The 18,702-nt window shown below is 42.7% G+C and carries 20 protein-coding genes; 17 read left to right on the top strand and 3 right to left on the bottom strand.

Going from position 1 to position 18,702, the window contains the following annotated elements; all coding sequences use genetic code 11:
* Window positions 1–11: 11 nt before the first annotated feature.
* Window positions 12–371, bottom strand: a complete 360-nt coding sequence (locus tag K2225_RS01550) for a helix-turn-helix domain-containing protein (RefSeq protein ID WP_220583187.1) — start codon at window positions 369–371, stop codon at window positions 12–14.
* A gap of 185 nt (window positions 372–556) precedes the next feature.
* Between K2225_RS01550 and miaA the strand changes: the two genes are divergently transcribed.
* The 8 genes from miaA to K2225_RS01510 all read left to right on the top strand — a co-directional run bounded on the left by miaA (window position 557) and on the right by K2225_RS01510 (window position 7,686).
* Window positions 557–1,486, top strand: a complete 930-nt coding sequence (gene miaA / locus K2225_RS01545; protein ID WP_220583186.1) for a tRNA (adenosine(37)-N6)-dimethylallyltransferase MiaA — start codon at window positions 557–559, stop codon at window positions 1,484–1,486.
* 45 nt (window positions 1,487–1,531) lie between these two features.
* Window positions 1,532–1,756 (top strand): RNA chaperone Hfq, encoded by a 225-nt coding sequence (gene hfq / locus K2225_RS01540; protein WP_089652336.1) that lies wholly within the window; start codon window positions 1,532–1,534, stop codon window positions 1,754–1,756.
* Between the two features lie 136 nt (window positions 1,757–1,892).
* Complete coding sequence (locus K2225_RS01535; RefSeq protein WP_220583185.1) at window positions 1,893–2,837, top strand: AAA family ATPase; 945 nt, start codon at window positions 1,893–1,895, stop codon at window positions 2,835–2,837.
* Window positions 2,838–2,918: 81 nt separating this feature from the next.
* Window positions 2,919–4,151 carry a GTPase HflX gene (gene hflX, locus K2225_RS01530; protein ID WP_220583184.1) on the top strand — a complete coding sequence of 411 codons (1,233 nt, stop codon included), beginning with the start codon at window positions 2,919–2,921 and terminating at the stop codon, window positions 4,149–4,151.
* A 53-nt stretch (window positions 4,152–4,204) separates the two neighbouring features.
* A complete protein-coding gene (locus tag K2225_RS01525) occupies window positions 4,205–5,452 on the top strand; it encodes a methionine gamma-lyase family protein (protein ID WP_220583183.1) in 1,248 nt (415 codons plus the stop codon).
* A 126-nt stretch (window positions 5,453–5,578) separates the two neighbouring features.
* Complete coding sequence (locus K2225_RS01520) at window positions 5,579–5,983, top strand: MerR family transcriptional regulator (RefSeq protein WP_089652332.1); 405 nt, start codon at window positions 5,579–5,581, stop codon at window positions 5,981–5,983.
* A 24-nt stretch (window positions 5,984–6,007) separates the two neighbouring features.
* Window positions 6,008–7,339, top strand: coding sequence for a type I glutamate--ammonia ligase (glnA, locus tag K2225_RS01515; RefSeq protein WP_220583182.1), 1,332 nt, complete (start codon window positions 6,008–6,010; stop codon window positions 7,337–7,339).
* Window positions 7,340–7,497: 158 nt separating this feature from the next.
* A complete protein-coding gene (locus tag K2225_RS01510; RefSeq protein WP_220583181.1) occupies window positions 7,498–7,686 on the top strand; it encodes a hypothetical protein in 189 nt (62 codons plus the stop codon).
* A 46-nt stretch (window positions 7,687–7,732) separates the two neighbouring features.
* Here the strand turns inward: K2225_RS01510 and lexA are convergent, their stop codons facing one another.
* A complete protein-coding gene (gene lexA, locus K2225_RS01505) occupies window positions 7,733–8,356 on the bottom strand; it encodes a transcriptional repressor LexA (protein ID WP_146816304.1) in 624 nt (207 codons plus the stop codon).
* A 301-nt stretch (window positions 8,357–8,657) separates the two neighbouring features.
* Here lexA and K2225_RS01500 point away from each other — a divergent pair, with 301 nt between their 5' ends.
* The 7 genes from K2225_RS01500 (at window position 8,658) to K2225_RS01470 (ending at window position 14,390) form a co-directional block, all read left to right on the top strand.
* Entirely contained in the window at window positions 8,658–9,317 is a 660-nt protein-coding gene (locus K2225_RS01500; RefSeq protein ID WP_220583180.1) for a YneB family resolvase-like protein, read from the top strand.
* An 82-nt stretch (window positions 9,318–9,399) separates the two neighbouring features.
* Window positions 9,400–9,633, top strand: a complete 234-nt coding sequence (locus K2225_RS01495; protein WP_220583179.1) for a DUF896 domain-containing protein — start codon at window positions 9,400–9,402, stop codon at window positions 9,631–9,633.
* Between the two features lie 180 nt (window positions 9,634–9,813).
* Window positions 9,814–11,817, top strand: coding sequence for a transketolase (tkt, locus tag K2225_RS01490; RefSeq protein WP_220583178.1), 2,004 nt, complete (start codon window positions 9,814–9,816; stop codon window positions 11,815–11,817).
* 319 nt (window positions 11,818–12,136) lie between these two features.
* On the top strand, window positions 12,137–12,361 hold the full coding sequence (locus K2225_RS01485) for a YneF family protein (protein WP_035505139.1): 225 nt from the start codon (window positions 12,137–12,139) through the stop codon (window positions 12,359–12,361).
* 140 nt (window positions 12,362–12,501) lie between these two features.
* A complete protein-coding gene (locus K2225_RS01480; RefSeq protein ID WP_146816294.1) occupies window positions 12,502–13,203 on the top strand; it encodes a cytochrome c biogenesis CcdA family protein in 702 nt (233 codons plus the stop codon).
* Between the two features lie 66 nt (window positions 13,204–13,269).
* Window positions 13,270–13,698 carry a Na(+)/H(+) antiporter subunit B gene (locus K2225_RS01475; protein ID WP_089654991.1) on the top strand — a complete coding sequence of 143 codons (429 nt, stop codon included), beginning with the start codon at window positions 13,270–13,272 and terminating at the stop codon, window positions 13,696–13,698.
* A gap of 209 nt (window positions 13,699–13,907) precedes the next feature.
* Complete coding sequence (locus K2225_RS01470; protein WP_220583177.1) at window positions 13,908–14,390, top strand: CcdC family protein; 483 nt, start codon at window positions 13,908–13,910, stop codon at window positions 14,388–14,390.
* A 12-nt stretch (window positions 14,391–14,402) separates the two neighbouring features.
* On the opposite strand, the gene K2225_RS01465 is transcribed toward K2225_RS01470, so the two are convergent.
* Complete coding sequence (locus tag K2225_RS01465; protein ID WP_146816290.1) at window positions 14,403–14,831, bottom strand: DUF2621 family protein; 429 nt, start codon at window positions 14,829–14,831, stop codon at window positions 14,403–14,405.
* A 277-nt stretch (window positions 14,832–15,108) separates the two neighbouring features.
* On the opposite strand from K2225_RS01465, the gene acnA reads away from it, so the two are divergent.
* Window positions 15,109–17,814, top strand: a complete 2,706-nt coding sequence (acnA, locus tag K2225_RS01460) for an aconitate hydratase AcnA (protein WP_220583176.1) — start codon at window positions 15,109–15,111, stop codon at window positions 17,812–17,814.
* A 289-nt stretch (window positions 17,815–18,103) separates the two neighbouring features.
* Window positions 18,104–18,676: a redoxin domain-containing protein gene (locus K2225_RS01455; RefSeq protein WP_220583175.1), complete on the top strand. Its 573-nt coding sequence runs from the start codon at window positions 18,104–18,106 to the stop codon at window positions 18,674–18,676.
* The last annotated feature ends 26 nt before the right edge of the window (window positions 18,677–18,702 follow it).

Below are 18,702 nucleotides of genomic sequence, written 5' to 3'. Positions count from 1 at the left end.
CAGAGTAGGGGTCAGGAAATATTTTTTTGCTGGAGAAGAAAACGAAAATAGTTATCAATTTGTTTAATGTCTTCCGGCTGGATTCCGAACCATGCTTTCTTGTCAAAAAATACAGGTTTTGTGTATCCCTTTGTTTCCAGGAGCTGCTTAATTTCGCGCATTTCATCCTCTTGTTCATCACTTAAACCAAGGAGATAATCTGCGGTGGTATGAAGAGCGTGAGCAATCTTCGTGAGATCGTCAAGATCCGGCGAAGTGTAACTCCGTTCCCAATTCGATACGACTTGTGGGGACACACCGACTTTTTCAGCCAACATCGATTGTGTAAAACGTCTTTCTTTTCTAAGTGAACGAATTCTTTCATGAACCACTTTAAGACGCCTCCTTTTCTATACTATAACACAGACTAACGAAATGCGATAGTACGACTAACGAATATTTTGAATATTTATAACGGAACTCGTTGGTAGTAGTAACGGATTGCGTTACTTTGCCCGCTGAGGTATGATTGTAGAGCCATTCATGTATAATAGATACGTATGAAGGAGGTGGGAGTGTGAAACCATTGGTGATCTCAGTGGTCGGTCCTACAGCAGTTGGAAAATCGAATTTGGGGATTCGGATCGCTCAGCGTTTTGATGGGGAAGTGATCAGTGGAGACTCTATGCAGATTTACCGGACGATGGATATCGGAACAGCAAAGGTGACCAACGAGGAGATGCAGGACATCCCGCATCATATGATTGACATTAAAGATCCGGCTGAGCAGTTTTCAGTCGCTGAGTTCCAGGAGAAGGTGCAAGCGTTAATCAGGGATATCCATAACCGGGGAAAGCTGCCGGTTTTGGTAGGGGGGACAGGCTTATACATACAGGCAACACTTTTTGATTTCCATTTTTCTGAACACAAAAAGGATCCTGCCATCATTCGTAAACTTGAAAAAGAATGGAAGGAAAATGGCAAAGATTATATGTACAAACGCCTTGTTGAAATTGACCCTGAACAAGCGGAAAAAATCCACCCGAATAATGAAAGGCGAGTACTAAGGGCGCTTGAAGTTTATGAAACAACAGGTCGGGTGATGAGTGACCGCCATGATCAAAAACAGAGCGTATCTCCATTTAATCCATTATTAATCGGATTGGAGATGGACCGTGATTTACTGTATGCGCGTATCAATCATAGAGTTGATCAAATGATTGAACAGGGATTGGTACAAGAAGTCCAAAACCTTTACGAACAAGGATTGAAGGACGCTCAATCGATGAAGGCGATTGGTTATAAGGAATTGATTCCATATTTCGAAGGTTCATGTACACTGTCGGAAGCCGTAGAGTTACTTAAACGTAATTCCAGACGTTATGCTAAACGTCAGTACACCTACTTCAAAAACAAAATGGAGATCGACTGGTATGAAATCTCTCCTTCGGACTACGAGGAGAAATTTGAAACAATTTTAGGCGATTTAGCAGGAAAGATAGGCTAAAGCGTAGAATCGTATTATTACAGATAGAAAAGAGGAGGAAGATCCATGGCCCAATCGGTTAATATCCAGGACAATTATTTAAATCAATTAAGGAAAGAACGCATGCAGGTGACTGTCTTTCTACTCAATGGCTTTCAATTGAGGGGCATCGTCAAAGCCTTCGATAATTTCACTGTCTTGTTGGAGACAGAAGGAAAGCAACAATTGATTTTCAAACATGCCATTTCGACATTTGCTCCTGTCAAAAATGTTTCATTGGATAAAGAATAATGTGAATGGATCACGAAATCGAAAAAAGCGGGTGCCTTTAGAGGTATCCGCTTTTTCATGGAAAGGTATGATTTGGGCGTCTGTCACAGGAAACCCCACCTACGCGTATGATGAAGAAGAATGAGGAGGGATCGATGTGCAACCCCAAGCGAAAACGGCGAGACCAAACAGCACGATCAATATTGTGTTGAATGATTCTAAAGATAAAGCGATTCCTGATCGGAAAGCGGCTGCTCTAAAACAGACAGGTGCTCCTTTTCTGAAAATAGAGGAATTTTTTAATTCTATCATTGGGATGGAGGATCTGAAGACCAGGGTAAAAGAGATTTACGCACAGGTGCTTGTTTCAAAGAAAAGAGAAGAAGCTGGATTAAAGTCGAATGCGCAAGTCCTGCACATGGTTTTTCACGGGAATCCAGGTACTGGGAAAACGACCGTCGCCAGGATGGTTGCTGCTTTGTTCCGTGATGTCGGCGTGCTTGAAAAGGGTCAATTCATTGAAGCCGATCGGAGCGATCTTGTCGGAGAGTACATCGGGCATACAGCTCAAAAAACGAAAGATTTAATTCATAAAGCACTAGGGGGCGTCCTTTTTATTGATGAAGCCTATTCTTTAGCCAGAGGTGGAGAGAAGGATTTTGGAAAAGAAGCGATTGATACATTAGTGAAATGCATGGAAGATCATCATAATGAGTGCATCATCATCCTTGCTGGCTATCCAGATGAAATGGAAGATTTTCTGACCTTAAACCCAGGCCTTGCTTCCCGGTTTCCCATCCAACTTTCTTTCAAGGACTATTCTGCGAAAGAACTTACTCAGATTGCTTTTGGAATGATTGAAGAAAGGGAATATTGTTTAACAAAAGAAGCGGAACGAAAACTTTTTCATCATCTGGCTCATGTGTATAACAGACGGGAGGAAAACTTTTCGAATGCCCGCTATGTAAGGAATCTTATCGAAGAAGCCATTCGGAAACATGCATGGAGAGTCATCAGCACCCCCAACCCGAAGAAAAAAACACTCATGACGCTTCAGGCAGAAGATTTTGATGTTCCCTTACAAGAAATAGACTTGATCTAATAGGCCGCCCACTCATAGGGAGCGTTTTTCTGTTATGATGAACGTGATAGAGGCAGACGAAAAGAGTAGGTGAAAAGACAGATGGCAAAAGAATTGGTCGTGTTAGTCGCAAGAAAAGATCCATTCGAACAAGAAGAACGGTTTCAGTCCTCTTTAGAGGAGCTTCAGTCACTTACGGAAACCGCGGATGGAGAAGTATGCAAAATTATTACTCAAAAGCGTGACCGGGTTCACCCGGCTACATATTTAGGTGAAGGGAAACTTGAAGAAATAAAAGAAGCAGCAGAAGAGGCTGAAGCTGAGCTTGTGATATTTAATGATGAACTATCACCTGGTCAGCTTAGAAATATAGCGGACAGAGTCGGGGTACGTGTCATCGACAGAAGCCAGCTGATTTTGGATATCTTTGCAGGAAGAGCTCGCACGAAGGAAGGGAAATTGCAGGTAGAATTGGCACAATTACAGTATTTGCTTCCGCGTCTATCTGGCCAAGGGACAGCGTTATCCCGGTTAGGTGGAGGAATTGGTACACGTGGTCCTGGTGAAACCAAATTGGAAACGGACCGGCGTCACATCCAACGAAGAATTGATGATATCAAGAAGCGGCTGGATACGGTTGTAAAGCAGCGTGAACAGTATCGAAAACGGAGAAAAGAAAACCGTGCCTTTCAAGTCGCGATCGTCGGGTATACGAATGCGGGCAAATCAACATTCTTCAATAGAGTGACCGACAGCCAGTCTTTCGAAGAGGATTTATTGTTTGCTACACTTGATCCTCTCACAAGGCAGATGAGCCTTCCTTCTGGCTTTCTGGCTCTTCTTTCTGATACCGTAGGATTTATTCAGGACTTGCCGACAACGCTCATCGCGGCCTTCCGATCTACGTTAGAGGAGGTTACGGAAGCGGACTTTATCGTTCATATGGTTGATGCTTCACACCCCGACCATATCCAGCAGGAAAAAACGGTTTTAAAATTGTTGGACGACCTTGGAGCAGGCCAACTTCCGATCCTGACCGTTTACAATAAAAAGGATCTACTGAAGGAGGATTTCATTCCTCACTCCTTCCCTTCGTTGACGGTGAGCGTTCATGATCCCATCGATCGTAAAAGAGTCCTTCACAAAATTGAAGAGGTATTGAAAGAAGAATGGAGTGAGTATGACGTTTTCGTACCGGCATCTGAAGGAAAAAGACTGCAGCAATTCAAGGCCTACAGTATGATCACGAGCATCCATTTTTATGAGGAAAAAGAAGGCTATGCCCTTCATGGCTTTATCCACCCTCACCATCCATTGAAACACCAAATATTATAAATAAGTAAATCGCTGAATAAACGAAATTCTGCAAGATAGGAAGAGGATTCATCATGAAGATTCAAGATATGAAGCAACATGTAGAGAAAGAGATTAAGAACCAGCACCATAGGGTGGGCGAGATTGTCGAGTACAATCAGGAAAAGGTATTACATGCCTTCCATAAACTGAGGGTCAGTGATTCTCACTTTAACCCAACGACAGGTTATGGCTATGACGATTTCGGGAGAGACACACTTGAAGCATTATATGCAGAAATATTTAAAGCGGAGGATGCCCTTGTCAGGCCTCAGCTCATATCCGGAACGCACGCAATCACGACGGCCTTATTCGGAGTTCTGCGCCCGGGAGATGAACTGCTTTACATATCTGGAGAGCCTTATGACACCCTAAGGGATGTTATTGGTTCTGAAGGCAATAAGGACACCGGTTCATTACGTGACTTCGGTGTCAGCTATCAAACCATTGCATTAGAAGAGAACGGCGCTTTTTCCCATGATCGAATACGAGCAGCTATACATGAAAAGACGAAGGTCGTAGCCATTCAAAGGTCCAAGGGATATGAGGATCGTCCTTCATTCAACATTGACGAGTTGCAATCGATCATCCAGTTCGTACGTGAGATTAAAGATGATGTCATTGTTTTTGTTGATAACTGTTATGGTGAATTCGTAGAAACAAGAGAACCGCTTGAAGTAGGAGCTGACCTCATTGCTGGTTCGCTAATAAAAAACCCAGGTGGCGGGATTGCAAGGGTCGGTGGTTATATTGCAGGGGGGAAAACACTGATTGAAAAATGCAGCTATCGTTTAACTGCTCCTGGCTTAGGGAAGGAAACGGGACCTAGTTTGAATAGCCTGCAAGAAATGTACCAAGGCATTTTCCTCGCGCCTCATGTTGTAGGAGAAGCTTTGAAGGGTGCAATTTTCACTGCAAGATATCTGAAAGAATGGGGATTCAATACAAATCCTGCTTTTGATGCGAAGCGGACCGATTTAATTCAATCCGTCAACTTCAACACAGCTGAACAAATGATCAGATTCTGTCAATCCATTCAGCAGGCATCCCCTGTTAATTCCCATTTCAAACCAGAACCGAGTGCCATGCCAGGTTACGAGGATGAAGTCATCATGGCTGCGGGTACTTTCATTCAAGGAGCAAGTCTCGAGTTGACAGCTGACGGTCCTATTCGCCCCCCTTATACGGCTTTCGTCCAAGGTGGATTGACTTATGCGCATGTGAAGATCGCTGTCGTACAAGCTGTGGAGCAGTTGGTAGAAGAGGGTATGGTTAAAGCTTGAAGCAAAGGGAATGGTAACCCTTTCAAAAAACAGCTTCAAATTGTGTGAACATTCCTCACATATGTTGACATATCCCTTGCGTGACGTATAATTAAAGTATCATTCTTATGGGGAGGTGGCACATCGATGAGTGATGAAATTCGTCGTTCTATGCCGTTATTCCCGATGGGGATTGTTCAATCATTGACAGACCTTACTGCACGGCAGATCCGGTATTACGAACAGCACGAGCTTGTTCAACCGGCACGTTCAGAAGGGAACCGCCGTATGTTTTCATTCAATGATGTCGATCGACTGCTTGAAATTAAAGACTTGATCGATCAAGGAGTGAACATGGCCGGAATCAAGAAAGTTCTGAAGCTGAATGATCAGCCAGATAATGAAGTATATGATGAGGACCAAGTGAAGGAAGTGCACAACGAGCTTACCGAAAAAGAACTTCGTCGTATGCTGCAACGAGAACTATTCACAGCGGGAAGACAAGGGAAATTAGCAATCAGACAGGGAGAAATGTCAAGGTTCTTCCATTAATTTTCTGTTGAGAGGAGAAATTCAATGGGTTTAACAAAAGAAGAAATTTACAAAAAAATCAATGAGGAAAACGTCAAGTTTATCCGTCTTCAGTTCACGGATATGCTTGGTACAATCAAAAACGTGGAAATTCCACTAAGCCAGTTGGATAAAGCTATTGATGGCATGATGATGTTTGATGGATCCTCTATTGAAGGGTTCGTTCGTATCGAGGAATCTGACATGTATTTAGTTCCAGACCTGGATACATTCGTCGTTTTCCCTTGGACCTCAGAAAAAGGGAAAGTCGCACGATTCATCTGTGACATCTACAACCCAGACCAAACTCCTTTTGAAGGGTGTCCGCGCTATAACTTGAAGCGGAACATCAAAAAAATGGAGAAACTCGGATTTTCTGCTTTCAACATCGGTACAGAACCTGAATTTTTCCTATTCAAATTAGATGAAAAAGGCGATCCGACGATGGAGTTGAATGATAAAGGCGGCTATTTTGACCTGGCACCAACGGACCTTGGTGAAAATTGCCGTCGTGACATCGTCCTGGAGCTTGAGGAAATGGGCTTTGAAATTGAAGCCTCACACCACGAAGTAGCTCCAGGCCAGCACGAAATCGACTTCAAATATGCGGATGCCGTCAAGCATTGTGATGATATCCAAACATTCAAACTCGTCGTTAAAACCATTGCCCGCCAACATGGTTTGCATGCAACCTTTATGCCTAAACCATTGTTTGGTGTAAACGGATCTGGTATGCACGCGAACATGTCTCTTTTCAATGAAAAGGGTAATGCTTTCTTTGATGAGAAAGGGAAGGAACAGCTGTCAGAAGTGGCTTACCAGTTCACGGCAGGCATCATCAAACATGCAACGAACTTCACGGCCGTGACGAACCCTACCGTCAACTCCTATAAGCGTCTTGTACCAGGATATGAGGCTCCGTGTTATGTAGCATGGTCCGGTCAAAACCGTAGTCCACTCGTACGTGTTCCGACATCCCGTGGCTTGAGCACAAGAATCGAAGTCCGCAGTGTGGATCCATCAGCCAACCCATACATGGCGATGGCTGTGCTTCTTGCTGCTGGACTTGATGGTGTGGAAAATAAACTGGAAGCACCTGCTCCTGTCGACCGAAACATTTACGTGATGGATAAGAAAGAGCGTGAAGCTCACGGAGTTAAAGATCTTCCTGCTACTTTATATGATGCATTGGAAGAGCTGCATAAAGACCCGATCATGGTAGAAGCTCTTGGAGAGCACCTATTCGAACATTTCATCGAAGCGAAAGAAATTGAATGGGATATGTTTAGAACCCAGGTTCATCCATGGGAACGGGAACAATATTTACAGACGTATTAAATTTAAAACCCTTGAAGCAACAAGCTTCAAGGGTTTTTCTATGTGTACAAAACATCTTCATGAAGGTTTGCTGACATTTCAAGATATTGGTCGTATATTTTGGAGGAGTTACAGATGATAATGGTGAGAACGAGCGTTCCTATTCAGGGGAGTCACCAATGGAAGTATGGTTTCAACGATCTAAACTGGAAAAGATTAAGTTGGAATGGATCTATATTAATCACAAAGGCGGATGGTCACACCGAATGATCCTGGTGATTGACATCCATAATGAACATGCAGCAGCTTACTGTTATGAGCGTAAACAAGTGAGAACGTTTCTAAAAGATAATATGTTGGGCGCATGAAATAAAAGAAAGAGGCGAGTTTTCAAAAAAACTCGCCTCTTTCTTTTTAGTGTACGGTCCTGTAAAGACCGACAACTTTCCCTAAAATGGATACATCTTGAAGTAAAATTGGTTCCATTGTTGCGTTTTCAGGCTGCAAGCGAACATGATTTCTTTCCTTGAAGAACCGTTTGACAGTAGCTTCTTCGTCTTCTGTCATGGCTACGACGATATCACCGTTCTGCGCGGTCTGTTGTTGTCTGACGATGACCATATCCCCGTCAAGAATTCCTGCCTCAATCATACTTTCCCCTTGTACGATTAGTACGAACGTGTTGTCATCTGACCCTGCTAGCGTATCTGGAAGTGGAACGTATTCTTCAATGTTTTCTACAGCTGTAATCGGTGAACCTGCCGTGACTTTACCGATTACTGGAGCATAGGAAGCTTCACTTCTCGGGATACTGTGATCTTCTTCTAATTCAATCACTTCAATGGCACGAGGTTTGGTCGGGTCGCGTCGAATGTATCCTTTTTTCTCCAATCTGGATAAATGACCATGCACAGTGGAACTTGAAGCCAGACCAACGGATTGACCGATCTCCCTTACGGATGGCGGATACCCCTTGGATAAAACTTGTTCTTTAATGAAATCTAGTATTTCCTGCTGCCGTTTTGAAAGTTTACTCATAGATTAGCACCTCGTACATAGGATTATAGTAACCACATTGTACCATTTATATTTTCAAAATACAAACACGCGTTCGAAAAAAACCATTGACAAGAACCTGTGTTCGTATATAATTAAAAGTAACAAATGCGAACACAGGTTCTTGAGAACGTTCGTTCTAGAAAAGCGGAGGGGTTATCAATGTTTAACAAATTATCTAAGCTGGATTACACCTACATTATTCTTTTTATTGTTAGTTTTATCATTCTCTATTATTCTATGGTCACAGCTGTTTAATAGAGAAAGAGAGAGGATCATCCAAGTGAAAGTAATTTTATATTGCAGGGTAAGTACGGAAAAAGAAGAACAAGTGACTTCATTAAAACGACAAAAAGCCGAGTTGACATCGATGGCAGAGGGTCACGGCTTCGAAGTTATTGAATGTATTGAAGAACAATCGAGTGGTTATGAAATTGAACGTGAAGGAATTTTCCGCATGCTTGAATGTTTTTCTTCCGGGCGTGCGGAAGCATTATTGATTCAAGATGAAACACGATTAGGTCGGGGAAATACGAAGATCGCTTTGTTTCATCAATTGAACCGGTTGAAAGTCAAGGTGTACTCCCTTTCAAACCAGGGAGAATTACAGTTGTCAGAATCAGATTCGATGGTCCTCCAGATTGTAGGCATTGTAGAAGAATACCAAAGGAAAATACATAATATGAAAATACGCCGGGGGATGAGAAAAGCCGTAGAGGACGGCTACGATCCATCCGCCAACTTATCCAACCGTGATCAGGCACCCGGGCGTGAAAGGATCGACTTTCCTATAGAAGAAGTTATTCGTCTAAGGAAAAATGATTTGACTTTCAAAGATATCGCAGCGACTTTGAGAGGATTGGGATTTGATGTATCAAAAGCTACGGTGCATCGTAGATACAAGGAGTACCTATCGCTTGAAAAAGAAGAAGAATCACGATAATATAAATGTAGGACAAGGATCTTTGGATTTCTTGTCTTTTTCATGTTTTACGATCCAGACTATGAGTAAAGGAGAAGGATCTATGTTATCAAAAGAAAAAATTAATCGTATAAATGAACTTGCTAATAAATCTAAGCAGGAAGAGCTTTCGAAGGAAGAAAAAGCAGAACAGCAGAAGCTGCGCCAGGAGTATTTGAAAAATGCGCGTAAATCTTTCAAAAATCAGTTGAAAGGTGTGACCGTCATTGATCCGAAAGGGAATGACGTAACTCCAGAGAAGCTTCGTCAAATGCAAAAGAACGAAAAAAAGAATTAATACCAAATCATCCGTATTCGATAATTTTCGAATGCGGATTTTTTCTTGTTTAATTCCCTGAATAAGGGGGAAATTAGGTTTGAGGCTGTGCGAAATTTTGCACAAAGCTTGTTTCGAAAGGAATTTCATTATAGGATAATACATGGTACATATACCTGAAAAGAAAGGGGAATGTTGAACATGGCAAACAGCCTTGAACAAACATCAATCAATACGATAAGAACTTTAACAATCGATGCAGTAGAAAAAGCAAACTCCGGACACCCTGGAATGCCAATGGGTGCAGCACCGATGGCCTATACGCTATGGACTCAGTTCATGGATCACAATCCGAATAACTCGAACTGGTTCGACCGCGACCGTTTCGTCCTATCAGCTGGACACGGATCTATGCTTCTTTACAGCTTGCTCCACTTATCCGGTTATAACGTGACGATGGACGACCTTAAGTCCTTCCGTCAATGGGATTCAAAAACTCCTGGGCACCCAGAGTTTGGTCATACAGACGGTGTAGAAGCAACTACAGGTCCCCTAGGACAAGGTATTGCAATGGCGACCGGAATGGCGATGGCTGAAGCTCATCTTTCCGCAAAATATAATCGCGAAGGGTACAATGTTGTAGACCATTACACATATACGATTTGTGGTGATGGTGACTTGATGGAGGGAGTATCACAGGAATCAGCTTCTCTTGCCGGTCACCTAGGCCTTGGTAAATTGATCGTTCTTTATGATTCCAACGACATTTCCCTTGATGGTGATCTTGATCGTTCCTTCAGCGAAAGTGTTGAAAAGCGCTATGAAGCGTACGGATGGCAAGTGATCCGTGTTGAGGATGGTACGAATACAGAAGAAGTTGCAAAAGCACTAGAGAAAGCAAAAGCGAACACAGATCAACCTACAATGATCGAAGTGAAGACCGTCATCGGGTACGGTTCTCCTAACAAATCTGGTAAGTCGGCTTCTCACGGTGCTCCTCTAGGTGATGAGGAAGTAACAGCTGCGAAACAGTTCTACGAGTGGGAACACGAGCCTTTCCACGTACCGGAAGAGGTTTATCAGGATTTCAAAGAAAAAGTTCAGCAAAATGGTCAGGATAAAGAAGATTCTTGGAACAACCTGATGGCTCAATACAAAGATGCATATCCTGAACTTGCGGAAGAGTTCGAGCGCGCGATTCGTGGAGAACTTCCTGAAGGTTGGGATCAAAGCCTTCCAACCTACCAGGTAGGGGAGGACAGCCCGGCAACACGTGCGGCTTCTGGAGATGCAATCAATGCTCTTTCTAAAGCTATCCCTAATTTCTTTGGTGGTAGTGCCGACCTTGCAGGTTCAAACAAAACGGCCGTTAAAGATGAAGAAGACTTTTCACGTAACAACTACGCTGGTCGAAACATCTGGTTCGGTGTTCGTGAATTTGCCATGGCGGCTGCTATGAACGGAATGGGCCTTCATGGTGGACTTAAAGTTTATGCGGGTACATTCTTTGTCTTCAGTGACTACCTGCGCCCAGCTGTCCGTCTTTCTGCCCTGCAGAACCTTCCAGTGAACTATGTCTTCACTCATGATTCTGTTGCCGTTGGAGAGGACGGTCCGACCCACGAACCTGTGGAACAATTGGCTTCTCTTCGCGCAATGCCTAATCTTTCTGTGCTTCGTCCTGCGGATGGGAACGAAACCAATGCAGCGTGGAGACTTGCTTTAGAGTCTGAATCGACTCCAACTGCACTCGTTCTCACACGCCAAGGGTTACCGACTCTTCAAGGTACAGAGGAACTTGCGTACGAAGGGATGAAGAAAGGGGCATACATCCTTAGCGATTCAGACAAAGAAGAGCCGGATGCGATCCTACTTGCTTCAGGTTCTGAAGTACAATTAATTGTTGAAGCACAAGCGGAATTGAAAAAGAATGGTTATGATGTACGCGTCGTCAGTGTACCTTCTTTCGATCGTTTTGAAGCTCAGCCTAAAGAGTACAAAGAACAAGTCCTGCCTTCTTCTGTCCGCAAACGTTTGGCAGTCGAAATGGGCGCATCGTTCGGATGGGACCGTTACGTAGGTTTGGATGGCTCAGTCATTGGAATCGACAAGTTCGGTGCTTCTGCTCCAGGCAATACTGTGATCGAGAATTATGGTTTCACGGTAGAGAACGTAGTGAAGCATGCGGAAAACTTGATGAAATAATCAAGGGAGAAGCTGCCTTTTTCTAGGCAGCTTCTTTTTATGCCGGGAGCTTCATTCTCCTCTCAAAAACGGGGGAAATAGTAGGGGCAACCATTTCCGATTTCCCCCCTACATGTGATATAATAAGCATAAGAATGCTTGTTGTCTCTATTAGAATCAGTGTTCGCACTAGATCGTTTTCTTTTTTATGAGGTTACTATTTGACATTTCATTCGTATAGCACCGTCTGGATTGCGCTCATATAGAAACGACTATTGTATTCTAGAGAACGTTTTACTATACTGTTATGGGAGACAACACGAAGGAGGAAGACGAAGTCATGACATTGGGAATCGTATGGGTCATCATCATTGCTTTATTGACTCTTGTCGGTGGTGCAGCTCTAGGCTTCTTCATCGCTAGAAAGTACATGATGAATTATTTGAAAAAGAACCCACCAATTAACGAACAAATGTTACGTACACTGATGATGCAGATGGGCCAAAAGCCTTCTCAGAAGAAAATCAATCAGATGATGCGTTCAATGAACAATCAAATGAAATAATGACACTAAAGCCTTCTTTCATACTTGAAAGAAGGCTTTCTCTATGACAACTTCTATAGATGTTCACAAGATAAACATCGTGTCAGGCCTATAGCTCTGTTACAATAGGAATCGACAATGAATGAAGGTGTGATGATTAAATGGAGGTAAATCTTTTCCTTGCTTTCGGAGCAGGTTTTTTATCATTTATATCCCCATGTGTTTTTCCTCTGTATCCTGCATTCCTCTCCTATATTACAGGGATGAGTGTGAATGAATTAAAAGAGGACAATGGGATGTTGAAAAGAGCAAGTCTGATCCATACTGTTATGTTCTTATTAGGATTTACGACAATCTTTTTGATACTAGGCTTTTCAGGGTCGTTTTTTGCGCAGTTTTTCATACAATATGAACCTGTGATCCGTCGTTTAGGGTCCATCCTGATTATTTTCTTTGGGTTTGTTATTATTGGCGTATTCAACTTTGATTTTCTGATGAAAGACCGAAAGATAACTTTTAAGAATAGACCATCTGGTTACATAGGTACATTCCTTATCGGACTTACGTTTTCACTCGGATGGACGCCTTGTACAGGTCCCATATTAGCGTCTGTGCTTTCGTTGGCGGCTGATTCTCCTGAACTTTTCTTGGTCATGATGTTATCTTATTCTCTTGGCTTTTCTATTCCCTTCTTAGTCCTGTCCTTTTTCATTGGCAAATTGAACTGGATTAAAAGACACAGCGCGGGAATCGTAAAAGTAGGTGGGTATATCATGATTGTAGTGGGAATTGCCTTGTATTTTGACTGGATGACGATGCTTACTTCCTACCTTGCTGGACTCTTTAATTTCCAGGGGTTCTAAGACGTGGATTTTAGTGAGCATTTGTATTAAGATGATACTAGAGAAAAAAATAAAGGAGCTTTTTTTATGACCCAGACCAACGACATAATATTAAGAACTACAACCACACTTATTGCCTTTATCCTGCTAGGGTTTTCCGTTTATTTATTTTTTGCTGGCCATAATGCTCCAGGTGGAGGGTTTATCGGTGGTTTAATGACTGCTGCAGCAATCATCCTCATGTATATGGCTTATGGAAGTAAGGCGATGGAGAAAATTTTGCCGATTAATTTCCGTTTTTTGATTCCTGTAGGATTGATGGTGGCGGCAGCAACCGGAATTGGTGGAATGGTTTTTGACGCGCCTTTCCTCACGCAAACGTTTGCTTATTTTCAACTGCCGATCTTAGGTAAGACCGAACTTGCTACGGCCCTTTTGTTTGACCTTGGTGTGTATCTAGCTGTTGTAGGGGTAACCATGACGATCATTTTGACCATTGCCTACGATAGGGAATAAAAATACCAACAGTGCCGGCGTTTGATTAATGATACGAGTCTCATCCACCTTATTTATAGAAACTATTGGAAAGAGGACATCATCAAATGTCTAAATAAGCGAATGATGGAAACCCCCTCATTGTAAACCCTTATTGAAGCTCAGGTCCTGAATGCCATCGAATTTGCGTTAAACTGATATTAAGGACAGAGTAGAAAGAGTGAATCGTTATGTTTTGGTTAATTGCAAGCACTATTGTTGCGGCCGGCATGGCTACGGCTATGATTTTCGTCCGATTGCGGGCGGCAAAAAAACCGGCAAGTGTAAAAAAGATCATTCTACCACCTTTCATGATGAGCACAGGAGCTCTCATGTTCGTGTTTCCGGTGTTCCGAGTTGAATGGACCCAAGTAATGGAAGCCATTCTCATTGGAGTTATTTTTTCCATTTTCCTCATTCGCACTTCAAAATTTGAAGTGAGGGATGGAGATATTTATTTGAAACCATCAAGGGCTTTTGTATTTATCCTTTTTGGTCTGCTGATTTTACGAATTGTTTTCAAGCTCATTATAGGACAGCATGTCTCCCTTGGGGAAACGAGTGGAATGTTCTTTCTACTCGCTTTCGGGATGATCATGACATGGCGGATGGCCATGTTGAAGCAATACTTACATTTGGAAAAAAAGTTGGAATTAAAAAAGGACCTGGCTTAAGCCGGGTCCTTTTTAGCGTTCAATTAGTGGGTCGTAAGGGCTCATGTCTATTTTTTTCTCTTCTAACTTTTTGACAAGAAACTTGTGATCCCGTTTCGGGGTGGCACGTATGTAGCCCTCGATTAAAATCTCCTGTGTGATTTTCTTTTTCTTTTTCTGCAGCGCGATTTCTCCTATACGTCCAGCGATCTTCTGCCTTGCTACATCCCGGAAGAGCTCTGGAACGGGAGAAATCAACTCTTCCAATAAGTCTTTTTGTTCTGCAGACCACATGTGCTTTGTCTTGTCCACATAATACTCTTCCCAGTCAATGATTGATTTTCCGTCTTCTTTCGGAAGACGCTTCAGGAATTTGCGGAACATAAAGAAGCCGCCAATGCTCATCAGACCAACCATGATGACAATCCACCCAACGATAAATAGGGCAAATCCACCTGACATATTATCACCTGTTTCATTATCTTGGACTTATCTAAATTCATTATAAAAGGTTGACACTTTAAATACAAGCATGCGTTTTTGTAGGTTTTTGTATAAAATTTATCGAATTCAGAAAAATTTGTGGTCATTCATTTTACTTATAAATCGTTTTCATTTACAATAAGGATTGCAGATTTGTGAACTTGTTCTATACAAGGAGAACAAATATGAAAATTTGGGGAATGGTGAAACCTTAAAAAGGTTCACTATTGAATATTGATGAGGGGGTAAAAGGAATATGGCTAGCAATGCTTTTAATGCTCGCAAACAATTTGAACTCAATGGCCAAACGTACAACTATTACGATTTGAAAGCCTTAGAAGATGCGGGACATGGTAAGATTTCCCGTCTACCTTTCTCCATCCGTATCCTACTAGAATCTCTATTACGTCAACACGACGGACGCGTCATCAACGATGATCATGTCGAGAGTCTAGCAAACTGGGGAACTGAAAAATCAAAAGGGGAAGATGTTCCATTTAAACCTTCCCGCGTTATTCTGCAAGACTTTACCGGCGTACCTGCCGTGGTCGATCTGGCATCTCTTAGAAAAGCGATGGTGGATATGGGAGGAAGCCCTGACAAAATTAACCCGGAAGTTCCTGTTGATCTTGTCATTGACCACTCTGTACAAGTAGACAAGTACGGTACTCCTGATGCCTTGAATGTGAACATGGAACTTGAATTCGAACGAAATGAAGAGCGTTATGAATTCCTGCACTGGGCTCAAAAAGCGTTCGATAACTATCGTGCAGTTCCACCTGCAACAGGTATTGTTCACCAGGTAAACCTTGAATACATCGCAAATGTCGTTCACGCGAAAGAAAACGAGAACGGCTCTTATGATACTTATCCTGATACACTTGTCGGAACCGACTCACATACAACGATGATCAATGGTCTTGGTGTCCTAGGTTGGGGTGTTGGTGGTATTGAAGCCGAAGCTGGAATGCTCGGTCAGCCGTCTTACTTCCCAGCTCCAGAAGTCATTGGAGTGAAGCTGAATGGAAGCTTCCCACAAGGAACAACAGCTACAGACTTAGCACTGAAAGTCACTCAAAAGCTACGTGAACAAAACGTAGTCGGTAAATTCGTTGAATTCTTCGGACCAGGGTTGCAGGAAATGCCACTGGCTGATCGTGCAACGATTTCCAACATGGCTCCTGAATACGGTGCGACATGTGGTTTCTTCCCGGTTGATGGAGAGTCTCTTGAGTACCTTCGTCTTACAGGCCGCAGCGAAGAGCAAATCAAGCTTGTAGAAGAATACTGCAAGAAAAACAGCTTGTGGTATGATCCTTCCTTCGAGGATCCGGAATTCACATCACTAGTTGAAATCGATCTCGGTGAATTAGAGCCGAACTTATCCGGACCAAAACGCCCTCAAGATTTGATCCCTCTTTCTCAAATGAAAGAGTCCTTTGAAAAAGCGATCACGGGGCCGGCTGGGAACCACGGCTTTGGCTTGGACAAATCTGAGTTCGACAAAGAAGTAGAAGTGAAGTTCGATAATGGAGATAAGTCCGTCATGAAGACTGGTGCTCTTGCGATTGCTGCCATCACTTCTTGTACGAACACGTCCAACCCACACGTTATGCTTGGCGCAGGTCTCGTCGCTAAGAAAGCGATCGAAAAAGGCTTGCAGGTTCCAGACTACGTGAAAACATCATTAGCACCAGGGTCCAAGGTTGTTACTCGCTACCTTGAAGATTCAGGGCTGATGACTTATTTGAACGATCTAGGATTCAACCTTGTTGGATATGGATGTACGACATGTATCGGTAACTCCGGCCCGTTACTGCCAGAGATCGAGAAAGCGATTGCTGACAGTGATTTGACAGCATCTTCTGTCTTGTCCGGTAACCGGAACTTCGAAGGTCGTATTCATCCTCTAGTAAAAGCCAACTACCTGGCTTCACCGCCATTAGTGGTTGCTTATGCACTTGCGGGTACGGTGGATATCGATCTGAAGAATGAACCGATCGGAACAGACAGTGAAGGAAACGATGTTTATTTCAATGACATATGGCCTTCTCAGGAAGAAATTAAATCAGAAATTTCCCGTGTTGTTACTCCAGAAATCTTCCGTAAAGAGTATGAGAATGTATTCAACTCGAATGAAAAATGGAACGAAATCGAAACAACGGATGAGCCATTGTATGATTGGAACGATAAATCCACATACATTCAGAACCCTCCGTTCTTTGAAGGGCTTTCCAGTGAACCTGAAACCGTTAAACCATTGGAAGGGATGCGTGTCATCGGTCAATTCGGTGATTCTGTAACCACAGACCATATCTCTCCAGCGGGAGCGATTCCAAAAGATATGCCTGCAGGTGAGTACTTGCAAGACAATGGTGTAAGTCCTCGTAACTTCAACTCTTACGGCTCTCGTCGTGGTAACCATGAAGTTATGATGCGCGGTACGTTTGCAAATATCCGTATCCGTAACCAATTAGCTCCTGGCACAGAAGGTGGTTTCACTACTTACTGGCCGACAGAAGAAGTAATGCCAATCTATACAGCGGCTATGAAGTACCAGCAAGACCAAACTCCATTGATGGTTATTGCAGGTAATGATTACGGAATGGGAAGCTCACGTGACTGGGCTGCCAAGGGGACAGATCTACTTGGAATTAAGACAGTCATCGCTGAAAGCTTCGAGCGTATCCACCGTTCAAACCTTGTCATGATGGGTGTTCTTCCATTGCAATTCAAGCCGGAAGACAGCATCGAGTCTCTTGGTTTGACGGGTCGTGAAACATTCGATATCGAAGTCGGCGAAGATGTTAAACCTCGTGATCATGTCAAAGTGACAGCAACAGATGAAGATGGCAATAAGAAAGAATTTGAAGTCATTGCCCGCTTCGACAGTGAAGTGGAAGTCGATTACTACCGTCATGGTGGTATTCTACAAATGGTTCTACGTAACAAATTGAACTAAATTTCTTTCTGAAGATCGCCCTTTCTAAAGGGCGATCTTTTTATTCTTCGTAAACCATGTGTTCGATCATCACAATAGGACACGATCACTGATGAAAGAAGAAAGTTCAAGTCCCTACAGGAACCCTTATGATCTTTCTTTATACTTAGTAGCAACTCCGAAAAGTATATAAAAAAACATCAATACAATATTGTTGCATTTTCCGTTAAAGCTTTACAAGCATAAATGGTTTTCTATATTCTTATACATAATACACATACGTTTGGAATCATGGACGGAGGCTATCATCATGAAACAGTGGTTGGCAACGGTTTTCTTACTTATACTTTTAGGTTTAGTTATTTTTACAACCTTTTCTGAAAAAGATGAGGTGGAACAACAAAAACCTTCTGCAACTCAGGAAACAGGGATGGTTGCGCCTAACGCCCCCGACGGATTACAAGTAGGGGAGAAAGCTCCGGATTTCAGCTTAGAAACACTGAACGGGGAGACCGTTAACCTTTCTGATTACCGCGGGAAAAAAGTTTTCTTAAATTACTGGGCCACATGGTGTCCACCTTGCCGAGAAGAAATGCCTGAAATGCAGAAGTTTCATGAAAAATATGGAGAAGAAGTGGTCATTTTGGCTGTTAACGGTACCGGTACTGAGAAAAAAACGGAAGATGTTGATCGGTTTGTTAAAGACGGAAATTACACATTCCCTATCCTGTTGGACAAGGAACTTGAAATTAATCAGACATACCAAATCCTCTCTATTCCTACCACTTACTTCATCGGTATAGATGGCATTATTCAAGAGCCAAGAATTGTTGGGCCGATGACCTACGAAATGATGGAAGAGAAGAAAAATGCGCTGGAATAGGAATACTTTTATCAAATCATGGAAAT

Origin of the sequence: Halobacillus sp. Nhm2S1 (assembly GCF_019599545.1) — a bacterium.
Taxonomy (GTDB): Bacteria; Bacillota; Bacilli; order Bacillales; family Halobacillaceae; genus Halobacillus.
Note: the sequence above shows the minus strand (reverse complement) of the source record. Positions and strands in the feature narration are given on the sequence as shown.